The following is an 18401-nucleotide window of genomic DNA, read 5'->3' as shown; positions in this document are numbered from 1 at the left end:
TCTGCCTGATGTCCGGTGGAATTGTGTGCAGCGCCGCACGTGTGCTATGTATCGCTGTTAACGGTTTCGCAGAGTGAGGATTGCACGCCGAGTGGCACTTATGATAGATGCCCGATTTCGGCCCGGTTGTTCCGGTATCTGTTTGCCTCGGTACGAATACGGGGGTGCTCGCCACGCGAGCACCCCCGTTTACGGTGTCTTTCGGACCCTCTCAGCCGGTGGGCCGCGCGCACCGGACTTTGCCGGGGCAGTTGCGCATCATCCGCACCTTGGGAGCGTCCTCGATCACCGCCGGCGGGTTCGCCGCGCCCTGCGGCCACTGCACGGAGATCGCCATCGACGACACGTTGTTGTCGTAGTTCTTCTCCAGCAGCACGCGGTCGGAGTTCACGACGTTGACGACGTCGTAGACACCGGACTTCACGCGCGTGAGGTCGAGCCACTGGAAGTCGACCTTGTACTTGTAGTCGTCGCCGGAGCCGACGGAGATGCCGAACATGACGTCCAAGGCGGACGGGTTGTGGTGCTCGCACATGTGGCCGTCCAACTGGGCCGCCAGCTTCCCCTCGGGGCTCTGCGGGTCGGAGGGACGCCGGGGGAGGTCGTCGAAGACCTCGTAGCGGTCGCCGATGCAGAAGCCGTTCTTGCGGTCCGTCACGACCACGTCGCCGTCGGGCGTGCGGAGCTGGAAGTACTCGAAGTTGAGCAGGTGCCAGTGCTCGTGCGTCGCGGCGGGCTCGTAGTAGGCGCTGGCCGTCGTCTCGCGCCGGGCCTCGGTGAACGAGCGGGCGATCGATCCGTCCACACCGGACTGGACCGCCTGGCGGACCTTCATGGTGGGAACGCCGGTGCTGTCGCGGTGCGCGTGCAGCAGCAGCGGGCCGTCGCCGACGTTGTCGATCGAGGTGGTGAACCGGAGACGGACCGCGCCGGCCTGTCCCGCGCGCTGCAGGCAGCTGCCCTGCGGTGCGGCGGCGTCCTCCACGAGGCAGACGTCCCAGTCGCGGCACATGTTGGGGTTGCCGGGGAACCCTCCCGGACAGCCGATGGGCGCCTGCCGCAGGTCCGGCAGCAGGGGTGCCGGGTCGGCCTGGACGTGTTGCGAGGAAACGAGGCCGGTGGCGGTGATCGTGAGTGCCGCGATCACCGCGCCGAATCTGCTGACCATGCGGTGTTCTCCTGAGTCGGGGATCTCCTCGCGTCGCGCAGGAGCAGGTCCGTCACGGACCCGGCGAGCTCGACGCTCGAGTTCCAGCTGGTGACGTTCGGGTAGACGTGGGCCGTCGTGGCGAGGAGCAGCCGGGTGCCGGGTACTTCGACGGCCGGGCGCCGCGACAGGTAACCGAGCGGGTAGACCGGTTCGACGAACGGTGCCTTGAACGTGCGCACCTCGTCGACGTCCTCCATGGTAAGTCCTTTGTGGAGGTTCAGTAGCTGCTCGGTCCAGCGCCGCGAGATGACGGCCTCGTCCTCGCGGTAGAGCGCGGACTCGCGGTCGGTGTAGCGCATGACGTACACGAGGTGCCGGCCGTCGTAGGGCTCGGTGCCGGTGAGCGCGGACATCTCGACGATGCCGTCGAAGTCGGTCCCCGACCGCAGCACCGGCGCCCAGTAGTGCCCGGACAACGGCTTGCGGAGGAAGAACAGCGTGTTGACCACGCCCTGGTAGCGCAGCCGCACGTCGGGCAGCCGCCGCGCCAGGTCCTCGTCCGCGATGCCGCGCAACGCGGGCAGCGGGACGGTGGAGACCGCGTGGTCGGCCTCGATCGTGTCGCCGCCGGCCACCGTGACGAGCACCCGGTCGAGCGAGGTCTCGACCCGCCGGACGGGAGCCGACGTGCGGATCTCGCCGCCGCCAGCCTCGATGGACGCGCGGAGGGCGTCGATCACGCTCTTGTAGCCGCCGGCCGGGTAGCCGCGGACCGAGTCGTTGCGCTCGCGGCCCAGGCGCTGCCAGAGGTACAGCGCGGGCACGTCGCCGAAGGCCGAGCCGAACTTGGCGCCGAACATCGGCGCGAGCAGCGTGCTCCACGTCGCGTCGCCGTACAGGCCGCGCAGCCAGTCCTCGGTGCGCACCCCGTCGAGGTCCTTGCCCTCGCCGAGCCTGCGCAGCAGCAACGAGACCACGCCGAACCGCACCCGGTCGGCGAGGCGCAGCGGCCGGAACCGCAGCAGGTCCAGCGCGGAGTTGAACGAGTGGTGCTCGCCGTCGACGACCATGCCCATCCTGGTGGGCCGCCAGCCGACGCTCTCCTTCAGGCCCACCTCGTCCAGCAGCGCGAGCAGGGCCGCGTCCGTCGGCATCACGCAGTGGTAGAAGCGCTCCACCCAGCGGTCGCGCGACGAGAAGAACGTGCCGAGGCCGCCGAGCTGGTCGCTCGCCTCCAGCAGCGTCACCGCGAGACCCTCGCGCACGAGCCGGTGGGCGGTGGCGAGGCCGCAGACGCCCCCGCCGATGACGACGACGCGAGGGGGCATCAGAGCTTCCTGAACGGTACGGGCGCGAGCCGGTCGCGCATGAGCAGCAGCAGGTACTGCGCCAGCGTGCGGCCGAGCCTGAGCTTGCTCGGGCCGGGCTTGCGGTCGTAGCGCAGCCGCAGCGGGACCTCGCGCACGACCGGCGCGCAGTGCCGCAGCTTCATCAGCAGCTCCACCATGCACGCGAAACCGCGTTCCTCGACGAGCCGCTCGCCCCAGTGCGCGGCGGCGCGGCGCAGCAGGCTCACCCGGTAGGCGCGGAAGCCGCTGGTGAAGTCCTGGACACCGGCCACCCGCAGCACCCGGCCGAACACGACGGCCGCGCCGCGGGAGAGCAACCGGCGCCAGCGCGGCGCGGTCGAGTCGTCGCCGCCCTCGACGAACCGGGAGCAGATCACGACGTCCGCGCCGGCCGCGATCTGCTCCAGCAGCGCGGGGAACACGCCGGGGTCGTGCGTGTCGTCGGCGTCCATGACGATCGCCACGTCGTCGGGCGAGGCCTCGGCGAGGACCGCGCGCAGTCCCGTTTGGACGGCTTGGCCCAGGCCGAGGTTCTCCGGGTGGCGCACCAGGCGGACGTCGAGGCCGCGCACACCCGCCACGCAGTCGCCGGTGCCGTCGGACGAGCCGTCGTCGACCACCCACACCGTGATCCGGTCGGCGAGGTCGGCGTCGGCGATGCGCCGCAGCAACCGCGGGAGCGCGGCGGCCTCGTTGTAGGCGGGTAGGACGACGTGCACGTCGCCGCAGGCGCGGATCGCGTCCTGCGCGGTCGCGGCGGACTCGTCGGCGGAATGCCGGATCCCGTGGTCGTCGACTCTCACTGGAACGCCCCCTCTTCGGTGGCTCGCGGTTGTGGCGTGAATTATTGACACGACGTGATAAAGCTTTTGAGCCGACCCTGGGCGTGTTCGGGGCGGGAAGCACGTCGGAATCTCACCAACCGCGTTCAGCCGGGACACTGAAGAGGGAAATTGATACCCGAAGAGATGATTTATCGCAGCGCATTCACTCTTTCGTGCAGTTTCGCGGTCAACACTCCTTCGATCGGATGATCTCCAATGAGGCGATTCTCGGCCGTTGCCGACCCAGCCGCACCACTCCCGGCGCCTGAGACCGGCCGCGCGCACCAGCGGCCGCGCGGACCGGGGCAGCCCGGCGGCCGCCGCGACCTGCTCAGCCGGGTGAACGCGGTGGCGGTGCTGCTCGTGCTCGCCGACGGCGCGGTGCTCTCGGCGGTGTGCCTGCACCGCGGCCTCGGCTGGGGCTGGAGCGCCGCGGTCGCGGCGGCCGTGCTCACGATCAGGGGCTCCTCGCGGCTGTACCGCAGGAGGCTGTGGCTGTCGTGGCTGCAGGACCTGCCCCGGTCGGCGGCGAGCACCGCGCTGGCGTTCGCGCTGGTCTGCGCGCTCGGCCTGGTGAGCGGCACGCCGGCGGCGGAGCTGGCCGCGGCGCAGTGGGTGCTGATCGCGTTCGCGCTGGTCATCGAGCCGGTCAGGTGGTGCGTGTTCGCGTTCGGCCGGTGGTGCCGCCGGCGCTTCGACCGGTGCGACCGCACGATCATCGTCGGCGCGGGCGAGGTCGGCGTGAACCTCGCCAGGACGATGCTGGAGCACCCCGAGTTCGGCCTGCGGCCCGTCGCGTTCGCCGACTCCGGCCCCGATCCCGACCGGCACTCGCCCGTGCTGGAGGTCGTCGACGGCGACCTGGCCGACGCGATCGTGCGGCTGCGGGCGGGCACCGTGGTGCTCGCGTTCTCGCACACCCGCGACTCCCCGCTGGTGGACGCGGCGATCACGGCGCACCGGCTGGGCTGCTCGACGCTGGTCGTGCCGCGGATGTACGAGCTGCACCCCGACGGGCCAGGCGTCGAACGGCTGCGCAGCTACCCGCTGATGCACCTGGGCACCGCGCCGACCAGCAGACCGACCTGGTGGATCAAGCGCGCGGCCGACCTGGTGCTCGCGGCGGTCGCCCTGGTCGTGCTGGCGCCGGTCATCGGCCTGTGCGCGCTCGCCGTGCTCGTCGAGAGCGGCCGGCCGATCTTCTTCCGGCAGGTCCGCGTCGGCATGGACGACCGCACGTTCGTCCTCTACAAGATCCGCAGCGTCCGCCAGACCGGTGAGGACGACTCCCAGGTCAGGTGGTCGGTGGTGGGCGACGCCAGGGTCGGGCCGGTCGGCCGGTTCCTGCGGCGCACCTCGCTCGACGAGCTGCCGCAGCTGTGGAACGTCCTGCGCGGCGACATGTGCGTCGTCGGGCCGCGACCCGAACGGCCGGGTTTCGTTCGCGAGTTCTCGGCAATTCACGAGCTATATTGGGCTCGGCACCGCGTTCCGACGGGCCTGACCGGTTTGGCTCAGGTCCACGGGTTGCGCGGTGACACCTCGATCGCCGACAGGTCTCGATACGACAACTACTACATCGCGAATTGGTCGTTGTGGCTCGACCTGAGGATTCTACTGATGACAGCGGGTGAGTTGTGTTGTCGCAGAAATCGCTGACGAGTAGATTCGCCGCTGTCGCTCTCGTACTTCTTTCGAGTGCATGTGTGGTCAGCCAGGCCACCGAACCGGTCGTCACCGCGCCGGTGCCGAAACCGCTGGCGCCGTGCGCCTGGTGGTACGGCATCGGCGACTCGCCGTCGCAGTGGGAGATCAAGTCCGCCGCCCGGCACTACGACGTGGTCGTGCTCAACGCGTGGGAGACGGCGGCCATGCGCAAGCTCCACGAGCTGAACCCCAAGGTGAAGGTCCTCGTCTACAAGGACTTCTCCAGCACCCGCAACTACGCCGGCGCGGTCGAGGGGATGCGGGACGCCAAGTACCTGCCCACCGGCATCGGGTACTTCGCCGCGGAGAGGCAGCACCCGGAGTGGTTCGCGAAGGACACCGGCGGCAAGCGCATCGAGTGGAAGGGCTACCCGAAGCACTGGCAGATGGCGGTGTGGGACCCGGCCTACCAGAAGGCGTGGTCGGACGCGGTCGTCGGCGAGGTGCTCCGCGAGGGCTGGGACGGGGTGCTGGCGGACAACGACTTCAGCTCGCTGAAGTACTACTCGCCCGCGGTGATCGCGGGCACCGCCGACACCGCCGGCACGGACCGGTTGCTGCGCGAAGGCCTCGACGGCATGCTCGCGCTCACCGGTGACGCCCTGGAGAAGGCGGGGAAGATGCTGGTGCCCAACGTGTCGGAGTCGCAGCTGACACCGGGCCGCTGGGCGGCGCACTCGCGCTACTCGGGCGCGATGGAGGAGAACTTCGGCCTGCGCGGCGACGACGGCGCCGGCGAGCTGATCACGTTCCAGGGCAACCAGTTCAAGGAGCAGCGGGCCCAGGCCGCGCTGGGGGAGTCCTGGCTGCTGCTGATCACGCACACGAAGTCCGAGCAGGAGGAACGGGTCGGGTACGCGTCCGCCGCGCTCCTCGCGAGCCCCCGCACGTGCTGGACGAGGGCCAACCCCGACTACAAGAACCCGTACTGGTCGCTGTACCAGGACGCGCGGCTCGGCGAGGCGGTCGAGGCGGCCACCCGCCTGCCGAGCGGTGTCTGGCACCGCCGCTACAGCAACGGCTGGGTGGCCGTGAACCCGACGAAGACCTCCGTGTTGCTGACGCCGCCCGCGGGTCTCGCGACCCTGCGCGGCGATCCGGTCCCCGCCCAGCTCGACCTGCCCGCCGCCGACGCGGTCGTGCTGGTCAACGCTCCGAAACCGTGAGCGCGCGGTAGAGGTCGAGATGCCGCCGGGCGCACACCTCGGCGGTGAACCGCTCCCGCGCACGGGTCGCGAGCCTCCGGCCGGTGCTGCCGGGGTCAGGATCGGCGAACAGGTCGCGCAGCCGTGCGGCGAGCGAGGCCACGTCACCGGGGCGCGGGCAGTCGGAGCCGGGAACGCCCAGCATGTCCGCCACGCCGCCGGTGTCCGTCGCGACCACCGGTTTGCCCGCCGCCATGGCCTCCGCGACCACGAGGGGCTGCTGCTCCATCGTGGACGGCAGGACCAGGGCGTCGTGGTCGAGCAGCAGTTCGGGGACGTCCGAGCGGAACCCGAGGAACCTCACCCTGGCCGAGAGGCCACGGCGGGCGGCCCTTCCCTCTGCCTGTGTCCTCTGAGGACCGTCGCCGACCACCGTGAGCGTCGCGTCCGGCGGCATCGTGGTCTCGAGCGCGTCGAGCAGGGTCAGCAGGCCCTTGCGCTCCACGAGCAGGCCCACGAACACGAGGCTGCGCACGGGACCGGCGGGCGGGTCCGCGGCACCGACGTCGACGCAGTTGTCGATGTGGGTCATGCGGTGCGGGGGCACGTACAGGCGGTCGCGCAGGAACTGCCCCATCTCCCTGGCGGGTACCACGGTCCGGTGCACGACCCTGGCCACGGCGGCGTCGGCGGCGAGCACGGCCCGCGTGTACGCGGGCGGCGCCATCGCGCCCCGCACCCCGCGGAACCACGGCTCCTCCACGTCGTCGGGCACCCCGTGGTAGGTGTGCACGATCCTGGTCCCCGTGGTCGCCAGTCCCGCGCTCACCAGGCCGGACCTCCTGTCCTGCGCGTGCACCACGTCCGGCCGCCACGACCTGAGCGCGGCGCGGGCCTGGCGGGCCGCGCGCACGTCTCCCTTGCGCGGCACGAGGATCTCCTCGAAGAACGGGTCGACCAGCTCGGCGCCCCGCCGGGGGCGCGGGCCGAAGACGCGCACGTCGGCGCTGCCGGACTTGGCCAGCGCCGCGGCGAGGCGGACGGTGACGTCCACCGGGCCACCGCTGTCCTGGGTGAGCAGGTAGGCGATCCGTGTCATCGTCGTCCTCCCTCGGGGACCAGCTTCGCGGTGAGCGACAGGACCTGGTCCGTCATGCGGTCGCGGTCGAACAGGGTTTCGGCGCGCACCCGGCCGCGCTTGCCCTCGGCGGCGGCGAGCTCCGGGTCCGCGAGCCGGAGGGCGACCGCGTGCGCGAGAGCGCTCACATCGCCCGCGGGCACGACCTCGCCCGCGTCGCCGAGGCTCTGCCGGACGCCCTCGACGTCGAAAGCGACGACCGGACGTCCGCAGGCCATCGCCTCCAGCGGCACCAGGGCCATGCCCTCGGCTCGGGAGGGCAGGACCACGACGTCCGCTTCGGCGTAGAAGGTGTCGACGGCGTCGCTGTGCCCGTGCCAGTGCACCGCGGGGTGGCCGGTGGCTCGCAGCGCCGCGGCCATCGGGCCGTCGCCGACGATCACCAGCCGCGCGTCCGGCACCGCGGCGAGCACCAGTGGCCAGGCCCGCAGCAGCAGGTCCTGGCCCTTCTGGTGGGCCACCCGGCCGACGCACACCGCTGTGGGCGTCTCGTCCTCCTTGGGGCGCGGGCGCAGGCGTCGCGTGTCGACGCCGTTGCAGACGACCCCGGCCGGCGCGGTCACACCCGCCGCGCGGCCGACCGCCAGCTCGTCGTCGCTGACGCAGAGGAGCAGGTGGGTCCAGCGCGAGGCCAGCGACTCCCAGACCCGGCAGGCGCGGCTCAGCAGGCCGCCGGCGACGCGGAACGACCACAGGTGCGGCTGGAAGAGCGTGGGCGTGCGGCCGCGCAGCACCAGCCTGCCCAGGCCGGCCTTGGAGCTGTGCAGGTGCACGACGTCCGGCTGGAGCGCGCGCACGATCTTCCGCAGCGCCAGCAGCTCCAGGGCGGTGCGGGGGCCGGGGGAGCGCGTCGCCAGCCAGGACCGCACGGGGATTCCGGCAGCCCCCGCCTCGTCGGCGAGCCGGCCCGGCGGGCAGGCGATGGTGACGTCCCAGCCGCGCCGCCGCTGCGCGCGGGCCAGGTCCAGCACCACGGCGGCGACCCCGGCCTCGACCGGCTGGGTCACGTGCACGACCTTCACGCGCGCTCCTTGAGTCCGATGAGGACGGTGCGGGTCGGCGGCAGGGCGACCGCGCAGTAGGCGGCGGCCAGCGCCGATCCGGTGGCGATGAGGCCGGCCACACCGGTGCTCCCGGGCAGCACGGTGCTCAGCCCGAGGCAGAGGAGCCCGCCGGCGGCCACCGCGGCGAGCGCGCGGACCGGCAGGGGGAACGCGAGACCGTTGCGGGCCAGCACCAGCCACGTCAGCGGGACGAGCAGCCACACCACGGCCACCTGGGTGATCGCGACCGCCACCACGCCCTGCTCGGTGGTGAACACCAGCGCCGTCAGCAGCGCCACGAGGTGCACGGTTTCGAGGGCGAGGTACTGCCGGGCGTGCCCGGCCGCCCTGATCACCTGGTACCAGACGTGCAGCAGGCCCAGCCCGAACCCGTAGCCGCACAGCAGGACCAGGACCGGCGCCGCGCGCGCCCACTGCTCGCCGAGCACTACGACACCGTCCGCCAGCAGGGCGACGACGACGTACAGGCCACCGGTGACCACGAGGGTCGCGACGGTGAACCGGTGCAGGGTCGCGGGCAGCCGGTCCGTCCGTCCACTCCGGACCAGCTCGGCGCAGATCGGGAAGAGCACTCCGCCGAGCACGACCGCGACCACGATGTACGGCACCCAGGCGATCCGGAACGCGAGCGAGTAGCCGCCGACGGCCTCGGGGCCGAGCACGTGCCCGATCGCGAGGTAGTCGACGTTGATCAGCAGCACGGCGATGAGGGCGCCCGGCCCGACGACGGCGATCCAGGACGAGGCCTCCGCCGCTGCGGTGCGGTCCCAGGCCGGGCGGATCCGCGCCCCGGCGACGGCCGCCAGCACCGGTTGCGCCACCGCCGTGCACAGCAGACCGGCCACCAGCGCCGAGGGACCGGTGCCCCGCGCGGCCAGCGCCACGGTCACCACGGCCCCGAGCAGCATGCCGCCGGCGTCGGGCAGCATCCGGCGCCGGAAGTCGAGGTCGCGGTGCATCAACGCCATCTGCACGCCGCCCGCCGCCGTGAACGGCAGGGTGAGCGCCGCGAGCCGCAGCATCCCGGCGGCCTCGGGGGCGCCGAGGGCGGTGGCGATCGGGTGCGCGGCGGCGATCACCACGACGGCGAGCACCGCACCGGCCGTGACGCTCATCGTGAGCACCGTGCCCGCCGTGCGCGCCGGGTCGAGAGCGGTGCGGCTGACGACGTCGTAGACGCCCATCGCCTGGACGACCTGGCCGATGTTGACCACCGACACGACCAGGGCCACCGCGCCGAGGTCGGCTTCGGTGAGGAACACCGCGAGCGCGAGGGTCACCACGACCTGGCTGCTCTTGCTCACCAGGTTGACCGCGAAGAGCCACAGCGACCCCCGCACCGCCACGTCTGTCATGTGGCGCGCCGGGTGTGCCGCACCGCGAACACCACCAGCACCAGCCAGGCCGCGACGACCGCCAGTCCGTCGAGGGTGACGCTCGCCCGTGCCCCGAAGAGGCTTCTCACGGCCGTGTCGACGAAGTGCAGGTGGGCGAACGGAACCGCGAGCAGCAGGACCGCGCATCCGGCCCACCGCCAGTGGGCCTCCGCCCGGCGCCGCCAGCACAGGACGGCCAGGGCGACGAGGGCGGGAACCGCGATCAGCACGTCGCCGGGCTGGTGCACGAGCGCGACGACGATGCCGAGGCAGCTCACCACGTCCGCGACCTCCGAGCCGCCCTCGTGCCGGTCCAGCCTGCGGGCCAGCAGCGCGGTCACGGCGAGAACACCGCACAGCGCCAGCAGTTCCGCCGCGGGAGGGAGCCATCCGGTGGTGCGGAAGAAGACCGCCGGGAGGTCGATGCGCTGGGCCGTCATCGAGTCGACCGCGCCGTACCCCGTGGCGGCGGCCCACTCCAGGTTGCGCGAGATCACCGCCACGAACTCGCCGATCCCACCGCCGCGCACGACGAGCAGCGCGGCCACCGGCAGGCTCGCCGCGGCGGCGATGGCGGTGCCCGTGAGCGCGACCCGCCGGTTCCCGCGCACGAACAGCAGCAGGGCCAGCGGCAGCCCGAACTGGGGCTTGAGCCAGGCGAGGGCGAGCGCCGCGCTCGCCCACCTCGGGTTCGACTCCCGCAGCACCAGCGCCCCGGCCACGCTGACCGCGACCAGCGGGTTGACCTGGCCGATGTACATCTGCGCCTTGCCGACCTGGCTCGTCACCAGCAGGGTGCCGATCACGACGGTGCCCGCGACCAGCGGCAGGCGTGCCCGGCCGGCGGCCATCACCGAGAGGACCACCAGCAGCACCAGGCAGGCCAGCGCGAACGCGACGGCGCCCACCCGGTAGTCCGGCAGCGCGAACGGCAGGTGCAGCACCAGGTGGTAGGGCTGGTAGAGGTTGAAGTTCTGCCGCACGGGCCAGTGCGCGAACATCACGGCGGGGTCGTACGGGTTGCCGCCGCCCAGGAACTCGCGGATCGGGAAGTACAGCGCGTCGCGGAAGTCCTGCATGCGTTCCTCCGGCAGGTTCTCCTCGGTCGGCAACGGCACCTCCCACGACGGCCGCAACGCGCGGAAGGCGCTGGCCGCTCCGGCGAGCGCCACCAGCGCGACGAGGACCGCCCTGGCCAGACCGGCCCGGTTCGTCGTGGTGATCACGCCAGCACCACCGCCACGACCACGGACGAGGTGGGCAGCACCGCGAGAGCGGTGGCGAGGTCGGTGCGCCGGTGGTTCTCGGCGACCGCGATCACCGCCGTGCCGTCCCCCGGCTCGGAAGCCTTGTCCGGCAGTGCCCGCGCGAGCTCCTCCGCCCGTTCGGCGAGCGACGGGCTGATCGGCAGCACCCGCACCGGGCGTGCCGCCGCGAGGCACAACGCCGTGAGCCGCTCGGTGAGCCCGGGATCGCCGTCGTGCGCGACGACGACCGGGTGCCCGATGCCCGCGAGCGCGGGTCCGGCGACGTTGCCGCGCAACTGCCGCAGCGCCGCGACGGCCACTCCGGCGATCACCGCCGCGACCAGCGCGAGCCCGGTGGCGAGCCGCCAGTCCGGCGTCACCGTCGCGGTCTCGGGACGGTCGTCGACCAGCCGGAACCGCGCGGCGGGCGCGAGCAGGTCGGCCTCGATCACGGCCTTGGCCACGGCGGTCACCGCCGTGGCCGCGTGCTCGGCCGAGTCCGCGCGCACGGTGAGCCGCGCGACGCCGGACGCCGGCACCAGCTCGACCGCGATGGCACCGGCCATGCGCTCCGGCGACGTGCCCGCCGCCTTCGCCGCCGCGTCCAGCACCGACGGGCTGCGCACCAGCTGCACCACCGCGGGGGCGGCGAGCGAGGTCACCTCGCCGAACTGGGTGCTGTCCGGTGTGGACGGTGTGGCCAGCAGGGCGATCCTGCCCTCGCTCTCGCCGTCGCGCCAGGCGACCGCCAGCAGCACGAGCGCACCGGCCACCACCGCGGCCAGCACCCCCTCCAGCACAGCTCTGGGAACCCTCATCGTCCCTCCAGGACGGTACGAAGCAGCTCGTCGTAGGACTTCATCAACGCGTGCGCGCCCGGTCCGTCGTCACGGGACGCGGCGACCGAACGCGCGGTGGGGGAGCTCAGCAAGCCGCGCAGCGCCTTGGCGGTCTGCCCGGGGCTGCGGCGCGGCACCAGCACCCCGCCACCACCCGCCAGGACCTCGCGTACACCGTCCACATCGGACGCGACCACCGGGCGGTGCGCGGCCAGCGACTCGAGCAGCGCGATCGGCATGCCCTCCCAGTCGCTGGTCAGCACCGTGACGTCCGCGGCCTCCAGCAGGTCGCGCACGTCGGTGCGGGTACCCAGGAACCGCACGCCGGAGAGCCCGCGGGCGCGTTCCTCCAGCGCGGCGCGCTGGCTGCCGTCACCCGCGAGCCACAGCTCGGCCTCGCCGGGGACCAGGCCCCAGGCGTCGAGCAGCACGTCGTGGCGCTTCTGCGGTTCGAGCCGGGCCGGGCACAGCGCGACCGGCACGTGGGGCGGCGTGCCGAGCGCCGCCCGCACGGTCGCGCGGTCGGTGCGGGCGGGTTCGGGGAAGACCGCGTTGGGGATCACGACCACCGAGGTGAGACCGGTGTCGTGCAACCGCTCCCGCGCGGCGGCCGCCACGGCGACGACGGTGTCCGAGACCCGGCGCAGGACCCGGACGGCACCGGGCACGTCGGCCGCGGCGACGCCGTGGAACACCGTCACCAGCGGCCGCCGCGGCGCCGCGATCCTCGCGACCAGGCTGGCGGAGACGTTGTGCGCCAGCACGACATCGGGCCGGAACCGGCGCACGGCCCTCCGCGTCGCCCACGCCGCGCGCAGCACGCCGGCCGGCGACCTGCGGGCCGGCGGCACGTCGAACACGGGCACCCCGTCCCGCCGCAACGCCTCGGCGCGGAAACCGCCCCCGCTGGCCACCGCGGACTCCCAGCCGACGTCACCGCCCGCCCTCGCCATGCCGGCGACGAGCGCCTCCGCGCCACCGGAGCCCATCTCGCTGATCACGTGGAGGACGCGCATCGGCCACTCTCCTTCAGGGCTCGCTGCTCGATCGCGACGGCGACGGCGACGAGCGACCACAGGGGCAGGTAGTACTGCTCGGACAGGAAGACCGACGCGACCAGCACGGCGATCAGCGCGGCCTGGACGGCCACCGGCTCGCGCCGGTCGCCGCCGCGGCGCACGGCCCGTTCACCCGCGACGAACCCGAGCGCGACCAGGCCGATGAGCACCGCGAAGCCGGTCACCCCGAGCTCCGCGGCCACTTCGAGGAACAGGTTGTGCGCCACCGGGGTCTGCTCGTCGACCTCCGCGTTGCGCGAGGCCGCGGCGTAGCCCTGGCGGAAGCCGCCGGGCCCGACCCCGAGCAGCGGGTCGTCGGCCAGCATCCGCGCGGCCGCCTGCCAGCGCAGCACCCTGGTGTCGGCGTTGGTGCCCGCGATGTGGCTCTTCTCCTGCACCGCCCGCGCGAGCTCCGCCTGAGCGGCCTGGGCGAACACCAGCGCCGCCACCCCGGTCACCGCGGCGGTGACCACCACCGCCCGGACCGGGATGCCGCGCCGGGCGACCAGCCACACCAGCGCGCAGGCCAGCGCGATGCCACCACCGCGGGAGAACGTCGCCGCCGCACCGGCCACCAGGACGGCGCCGGGCAACAACAACAGCATCCGCGACCGGCCCCCCACCGGCAGCGCGACCAGCAGCGGCAGCGCCGCCACGAGGAAGAACGCCAGGTCGTTGGGATCCTCCAGCGGCCCGGTCGCGCGCGGCTGCCCGCCGAGGACGCTGAGCAGCCCGCCGGTCGCCGCCAGCACGGCGCCACCGACCGCGCAGGCGAGCAGGGCCCAGACCGGGACCTCGCGCGCGGCGACGTCGGCGAGGACGACCGTGATCACCAGGAACGGCACCCACCGCACCAGGTACTCGAGGGTGAACGGCTCGGCGGAGTGCACTGCGGACGTGGCGAGCAGGACCACCGCCAGCAGCGCGATCAGGAGGTGCAGCGGGTGCGGCGCGGGCAGTCTGCGGTGCCGCACGAGCGAGACCACCCAGGCGGCGATCAGCGCCGCAGGCACGACTTTCGCCAACTGGCCGTGCAGTTGCAGCAGGTAGCCCTCCAGCGGGGCCAGCCCCACCGCGGCGCAGGCCAGGACGCGCAGCGCGGCCGTCAGCCACATGTGACCGGATCCCGTTCGCGCAACCCGGTCGCCGCGACGCGGGTGACGTGCTCGCCGGTGCCGACGACGTCGAAGTGCTCGCGCAGCGACGACAGCACCCAGCCCAGCAGCGCGACCTTCTCCCGGCCCGGCACGGCCATGCCGGGGAAGAACTCCATGCCCGGTGCCTCGGCGGCGGTGAGCACGTCGGTCGGGTGCAGCAGGACCGACGGGGAAACGGCGCGGGCGCGGCACAACCGCAACGCCGTGCGGAAGTAGCCGCGGGCGAGCCGTGGTGAGAGCTGGTGCAGCTGCAGGAGGTAGGCGCCGTGGATGGGCACCCGCAGCAGCGGCATCGTCGTCACCGGCAGCTCGACCAGGCCGTTGTCGCGCCAGCGGTAGGCGTCGTTGGGGCCCCTGACCCTGCCGAAGCCGCCGAACAGGTCGGCCCCGCCGTCGGTCGAGCCCGCGGTCCGGTTGTGGTAGGCGCGGGCGAGCGGGCCGATCCACGTGGGCAGAACGCTGGCGTCGTAGCGGTATCCGCGCCGGGTGAGGACGTCGAGCAGTCCGGGCGTGACGCTGTAGCCGGGACCGCGGAACCCGGTGGGGCGCGGTGCGCCGGCGGCCGTGATCGCCTCTTCCGCGCGCGCCACCTCGGCTTCGAGCTCCGCCTCCGGGTACCGGTGCAGCCAGGGCCGGTGCCAGAAGGAGTGGTTGGCCACCTCGTGCCCGGCGGCGGTGATCGCCGCGACCGCCGCGGCGCCGTCGTCGCGCTCGGCGTCCGCCCCGACGACGAAGACCGTGGTGGTCAGGCCTTGTTCGCCGAAGACGTCGAGCAGCCTCGGCACCGCGGACGGCAGGAAGCTCGGCAGGTGCTCCCACCCGGGGTCGCCGTGCGTCCTGAGGTAGGCCCAGAGGTTGTCGAGGTCCAGCGAGACGCTGGCGACCGGCTTCACCGCTCACCTCCGGCGGGGACGAGCCGCCGGGCCGGCGCGGCGGTGGCGCCGAGCACCAGCACGCCGCCCACCACGAGCAGGATCCCCAGCACCACCCACCACTCGCGGCCCGGCGCGATCCGGTCGCCCATCACCGCGAGCCCGGCGACCGAGCTGATCACCACCGTGGTCGCGTCCATCGACGCCACCGCGGACGTGGCCGACCCGCGTTGCAGGGACGCCGCCAGGCACGCCTGACCGGCGAACGCGGCGATCACCATCAGCCAGGTCAGCGGGTGCGACACCAGCTCCGGCAGCGGTTTTCCCGCCACCGTGCGCGCGGCCACCGCGACCACCGCGAAGGCGACGCCGGCCAGCACCGGCGTCGCGGACTTGAGCGCGCGCGCCAGCGGGAGCACCGCCAGGGTCAGCAGACCCAGCACGGCCAGGCTCGGCAGCAGGGGGAGCTCGCGGGCCGAGGACGGCGCCGCCGCGCCCGTGAGCAGCAGCAGCCCGCACGCCATGACCGCCAGCACCGCGACCTCGACGCGCCGGATCCGCCAGCCGAGCAGCACCACGCCGATCACCGTCGCCAGCCCGACCGCGCACGAGGACCCGGCCTGCACCAGGTAGAGCGGCAGGTGCTCGCGGGAGAGGAAGGCGAACCCGAAACCGCCGGCCTGGCCGGCGAAACCGAGCAGGTACAACCGGTCCGACGCCAGGCGCGCGAGCAGCCCCACGCCTGCGCCGGGGCGGTCGTCGGCCCTGCGCGCGGCGACGGTCTGCGCGACTATCCCCAGCCCGTACAGCACAGTGGACACAGCAAGCGCCAGATGACCGGACAAGCGGGACTCTCCGTTGGGTTCGGCGAAACACGCGTCGGCGCGCACCTCAGATGAGCGCGCACACTACGACACACCTCTGCCGCAACACTTTCGAGCGATATGCCAGGCAACGCTTTCGAGTGAACGTGCGCGGGATCGGCCCGGAAACGTCAAGATCGATGAAGTAGCTTGCCGCCGTGCGCGAAACGAACACCGTGACGATCGTCTGCGGCACGAGGCCCGAACTGATCAAGCTCGCGCCGCTGGTGGACCACTTCGGCAGCGCGTGCACCATGATCTACACCGGTCAGCACTACGACCGCTCGATGTACTCGCTCATCCGCCGGGAAGTGCCGGAACCGGGCGGTTTCCACGAGCTGCGCCTGGGCGGCCTGCGCCGGGGCGACCAGCTCGGCCGCGCGGTCGCGGCCGTCGACGAGGTGCTGGCCGCCGAACGCCCGGCGGCCGTGGTGGTGCAGGGCGACACGACGTCGGCGCTCGCGGGAGCGTTGGCGGCCAACGCCTGCGACCTCCCGCTGGTGCACGTCGAGGCGGGCCTGCGCAGCTACGACCGCGCGATGCCGGAGGAGCACAACCGGGTGCTCATCGACCACCTCGCCGACCTGTGCTGCGCGCCGACCCCGTTGAACCGCCACAACCTCCTGGCCGAGGGCGTGGCGGACAGCCGGATCGCCGTCACCGGCAACACCGTCGTCGAGGCGCTGGCGCACGCGTTGCCGTCACCGGACGAGGAGAGCGCGGCGCTGTCGGCGTGGGGGCTGACCCGCGACCGCTACGCGCTGGCCACGATCCACCGGCCGGAGAACGTCGACGACGCCGGGAACCTCGAGACGATCCTGCGCGAGCTCGGCGACCTGCCGCTGCCGGTGGTGCTGCCGCTGCACCCGCGGACCGCGCACCGCGTCAGCGCGTTCGGCCTCGACGGGCTGCTGCCCGGGCTGCGGGTGATCGAGCCGCAGCCCTACCGGACGTTCCTGGCCCTCGCGCACGGTGCCGCGGTGATCGTGTCGGACTCCGGCGGGATCCAGGAGGAGGTCAGCGTGCTGAAGAGGCCAGTGGTGGTCGTGCGGCGCAGCACCGAGCGGCCGGAGATCGAGGGCACGTTCGGCACCCTGGTCCCTCCCGGCCCGCTGCTGGGCGTCGCGGTGCGGCCGTGGCTCGACGACGTCCGCGGGCACCGGGCCGCGTTGCGGGAGATCCCGTCGCCCTACGGGACGGGCTCGCCGTCGGCGCTCATCGCGTCGGCCGTGCGCGCGATGCTCGAGCCGGTCGGCGAACCCGTCCTGGCCGGCCTCCGGCCGGCGTAGGTGGTGTGGCCGCGCCCCCCTTCGCCGCGGCCACACCGGGATCAGCCCCGCACCAGCTCCACCCGGTGCTCCGGCTCGACCCCCTCGGCGGGACGCGGCTCCGGCAGCGGTGAGCGCAGTGCCCGCCCCGACGCGAGCACGGACTGCCAGGTGTCCCACACGGCGATGAGCGCCGCCGACAACACGACGGAGACGGCGATGGCCAGCACGCCGTCGTCCTCGAGCAGCGCCACGGTGGCCGCGATCGCCCACAGCTCGGCGGCGGTGAACACGACGGCGAACACCACCCGCTCCGCGTGCCTGCGGCGGGCCCGCCGCAACTGCTTGCGAGAGCTGGTTTCCGGCGGCTGGCGGCGCTTCATGACGGCTCCTGGGTGGGTGCTCGGCGACCTGTGCACCAAGGAAAGCGCCACCACGGCACAACGTCTGCGTCAGATGCCACACAGCGAACGCAATTCGTCCTCGCGCAGAATCTCGATGCTGGTGCGGCTCGTCGCGATGATCTCCGCGTCCCGCAACGTCTTCAGCGCCCTGGCGAGGGTCTCCCGCGAGATCCCCGCGATGCCCGCGAGCTCGCGCTGGCTCAGCGGCACCGTCGTGATCATGTCGTTCGCCCCGCGGTGCGCGAGGTCGAGCAGCACCGCGCCCACGCGGTGCAACGACGGCCCGGTCCTGAGGTCCTGCTGCTGGCTCGCGTCCCGTTGACGTGCCACCACGACGCGCAACATCGCCCACGCGATCCCGGGATGCGCCGTGCACAACCTCTTCAGCGAACCCGCGGCGATCATCACCCCCTCGACGCGGTCCACGGCGGTGAGGGTCGCCGACCGGCACCGCCCGTCGATGGCGGCGAGCTCACCGATGATCTCGCCGGGCCCCCTGACCGCGAGCACCGCCTCCTCACCGCTGGGGGAGAACCGGCTCACCCGCACCCGCCCGCGCGAGACCACCAGCACGTTGCGCGACTCGTCCCCCTGGTGGCAGATCACCGATCCCGGGCCGAACGCCACCCGCGTCGCCGCGGCCTGCAGCGCCGTGCGGTCGGCTGGTTCGAGCATCCCCCAGAAGGAGTGGCCGATCCCCATGCTTCCATGATTCACGCACCAGGACGCCGGTGACTGCCCCGATCGATCTAAATCTCCGATGTTCCCCGCGGATTCCGCAACGGGCGTTCGCGGTCGTCCGATGATCGGGGTGGCGTCGCTCTGGTCCTAACGGCTGAATCTCCGATCGGGTGGTCCAGTCCGCTCGTGCGCCGGAGGTGTTGCTGGTGTAGTTACCCGCGAATGTCTGCGGGTCGAGATGCCGATGGGTGAAGCTGCG

General features: G+C 72.9%; 17 protein-coding genes. 3 read left to right on the top strand and 14 right to left on the bottom strand.

Features of this window, described 5'->3' with window-relative positions:
* Nucleotides 1–211: 211 nt before the first annotated feature.
* From BMW88_RS14775 to BMW88_RS14765, 3 genes are read right to left on the bottom strand one after another with little or no spacing between them, the layout of a single operon-like run.
* Nucleotides 212–1168, bottom strand: coding sequence for a lysyl oxidase family protein (locus BMW88_RS14775; RefSeq protein WP_089951269.1), 957 nt, complete (start codon nt 1166–1168; stop codon nt 212–214).
* Nucleotides 1144–2478: an FAD-dependent oxidoreductase gene (locus tag BMW88_RS14770; protein ID WP_089951268.1), complete on the bottom strand. Its 1335-nt coding sequence runs from the start codon at nt 2476–2478 to the stop codon at nt 1144–1146. The genes BMW88_RS14775 and BMW88_RS14770 overlap by 25 nt, the downstream gene beginning before the upstream one ends.
* Nucleotides 2478–3302 carry a glycosyltransferase gene (locus BMW88_RS14765; RefSeq protein WP_089951267.1) on the bottom strand — a complete coding sequence of 275 codons (825 nt, stop codon included), beginning with the start codon at nt 3300–3302 and terminating at the stop codon, nt 2478–2480. Before BMW88_RS14765 ends, BMW88_RS14770 begins: the two co-directional genes overlap by 1 nt.
* Before the next feature lie 237 nt (nt 3303–3539).
* Between BMW88_RS14765 and BMW88_RS14760 the strand changes: the two genes are divergently transcribed.
* Both BMW88_RS14760 and BMW88_RS14755 read left to right on the top strand, forming a co-directional pair.
* A complete protein-coding gene (locus tag BMW88_RS14760; RefSeq protein ID WP_089951266.1) occupies nt 3540–4982 on the top strand; it encodes a sugar transferase in 1443 nt (480 codons plus the stop codon).
* Between the two features lie 47 nt (nt 4983–5029).
* Nucleotides 5030–6196 carry a putative glycoside hydrolase family 15 protein gene (locus tag BMW88_RS14755; RefSeq protein ID WP_245777786.1) on the top strand — a complete coding sequence of 389 codons (1167 nt, stop codon included), beginning with the start codon at nt 5030–5032 and terminating at the stop codon, nt 6194–6196.
* Here BMW88_RS14755 and BMW88_RS14750 read toward each other — a convergent pair.
* The 9 genes from BMW88_RS14750 to BMW88_RS14710 are packed head-to-tail and all read right to left on the bottom strand — an operon-like array spanning nt 6177 to nt 15747.
* The gene (locus BMW88_RS14750) at nt 6177–7274 is read right to left on the bottom strand and encodes a glycosyltransferase family 4 protein (RefSeq protein ID WP_089951264.1); all 1098 of its coding nucleotides are present in this window, start codon (nt 7272–7274) and stop codon (nt 6177–6179) included. The two genes, BMW88_RS14755 and BMW88_RS14750, sit on opposite strands and share 20 nt — an antisense overlap.
* On the bottom strand, nt 7271–8335 hold the full coding sequence (locus BMW88_RS14745) for a glycosyltransferase (protein ID WP_089951263.1): 1065 nt from the start codon (nt 8333–8335) through the stop codon (nt 7271–7273). The genes BMW88_RS14750 and BMW88_RS14745 overlap by 4 nt, the downstream gene beginning before the upstream one ends.
* Nucleotides 8332–9732, bottom strand: a complete 1401-nt coding sequence (locus tag BMW88_RS14740) for an oligosaccharide flippase family protein (RefSeq protein WP_089951262.1) — start codon at nt 9730–9732, stop codon at nt 8332–8334. Before BMW88_RS14740 ends, BMW88_RS14745 begins: the two co-directional genes overlap by 4 nt.
* Nucleotides 9729–10979 (bottom strand): glycosyltransferase 87 family protein, encoded by a 1251-nt coding sequence (locus tag BMW88_RS14735; RefSeq protein ID WP_245777785.1) that lies wholly within the window; start codon nt 10977–10979, stop codon nt 9729–9731. Before BMW88_RS14735 ends, BMW88_RS14740 begins: the two co-directional genes overlap by 4 nt.
* Nucleotides 10976–11818, bottom strand: coding sequence for a hypothetical protein (locus BMW88_RS14730; RefSeq protein WP_089951261.1), 843 nt, complete (start codon nt 11816–11818; stop codon nt 10976–10978). The genes BMW88_RS14735 and BMW88_RS14730 overlap by 4 nt, the downstream gene beginning before the upstream one ends.
* Nucleotides 11815–12855: a glycosyltransferase gene (locus tag BMW88_RS14725; RefSeq protein ID WP_089951260.1), complete on the bottom strand. Its 1041-nt coding sequence runs from the start codon at nt 12853–12855 to the stop codon at nt 11815–11817. The genes BMW88_RS14730 and BMW88_RS14725 overlap by 4 nt, the downstream gene beginning before the upstream one ends.
* The gene (locus BMW88_RS14720; protein WP_089951259.1) at nt 12837–14012 is read right to left on the bottom strand and encodes an O-antigen ligase family protein; all 1176 of its coding nucleotides are present in this window, start codon (nt 14010–14012) and stop codon (nt 12837–12839) included. The genes BMW88_RS14725 and BMW88_RS14720 overlap by 19 nt, the downstream gene beginning before the upstream one ends.
* On the bottom strand, nt 14003–14947 hold the full coding sequence (locus tag BMW88_RS14715; protein ID WP_089951258.1) for a polysaccharide deacetylase family protein: 945 nt from the start codon (nt 14945–14947) through the stop codon (nt 14003–14005). Before BMW88_RS14715 ends, BMW88_RS14720 begins: the two co-directional genes overlap by 10 nt.
* Nucleotides 14944–15747: a hypothetical protein gene (locus BMW88_RS14710; protein WP_245777784.1), complete on the bottom strand. Its 804-nt coding sequence runs from the start codon at nt 15745–15747 to the stop codon at nt 14944–14946. The genes BMW88_RS14715 and BMW88_RS14710 overlap by 4 nt, the downstream gene beginning before the upstream one ends.
* Nucleotides 15748–15947: 200 nt before the next feature.
* Here BMW88_RS14710 and wecB point away from each other — a divergent pair, with 200 nt between their 5' ends.
* Entirely contained in the window at nt 15948–17078 is a 1131-nt protein-coding gene (wecB, locus tag BMW88_RS14705) for a non-hydrolyzing UDP-N-acetylglucosamine 2-epimerase (RefSeq protein ID WP_089951257.1), read from the top strand.
* 41 nt (nt 17079–17119) lie between these two features.
* Here the strand turns inward: wecB and BMW88_RS14700 are convergent, their stop codons facing one another.
* Both BMW88_RS14700 and BMW88_RS14695 read right to left on the bottom strand, forming a co-directional pair.
* Nucleotides 17120–17440 carry a hypothetical protein gene (locus tag BMW88_RS14700; RefSeq protein WP_089951256.1) on the bottom strand — a complete coding sequence of 107 codons (321 nt, stop codon included), beginning with the start codon at nt 17438–17440 and terminating at the stop codon, nt 17120–17122.
* A gap of 69 nt (nt 17441–17509) precedes the next feature.
* Nucleotides 17510–18163 carry a Crp/Fnr family transcriptional regulator gene (locus BMW88_RS14695; protein ID WP_089951255.1) on the bottom strand — a complete coding sequence of 218 codons (654 nt, stop codon included), beginning with the start codon at nt 18161–18163 and terminating at the stop codon, nt 17510–17512.
* Nucleotides 18164–18401 lie beyond the last annotated feature (238 nt).

It is taken from the genome of Lentzea xinjiangensis (genome assembly GCF_900110955.1).
GTDB classification, from domain to species: domain Bacteria; phylum Actinomycetota; class Actinomycetes; order Mycobacteriales; family Pseudonocardiaceae; genus Lentzea; species Lentzea xinjiangensis.
This window is presented reverse-complemented; position numbering and strand designations above follow the sequence as displayed.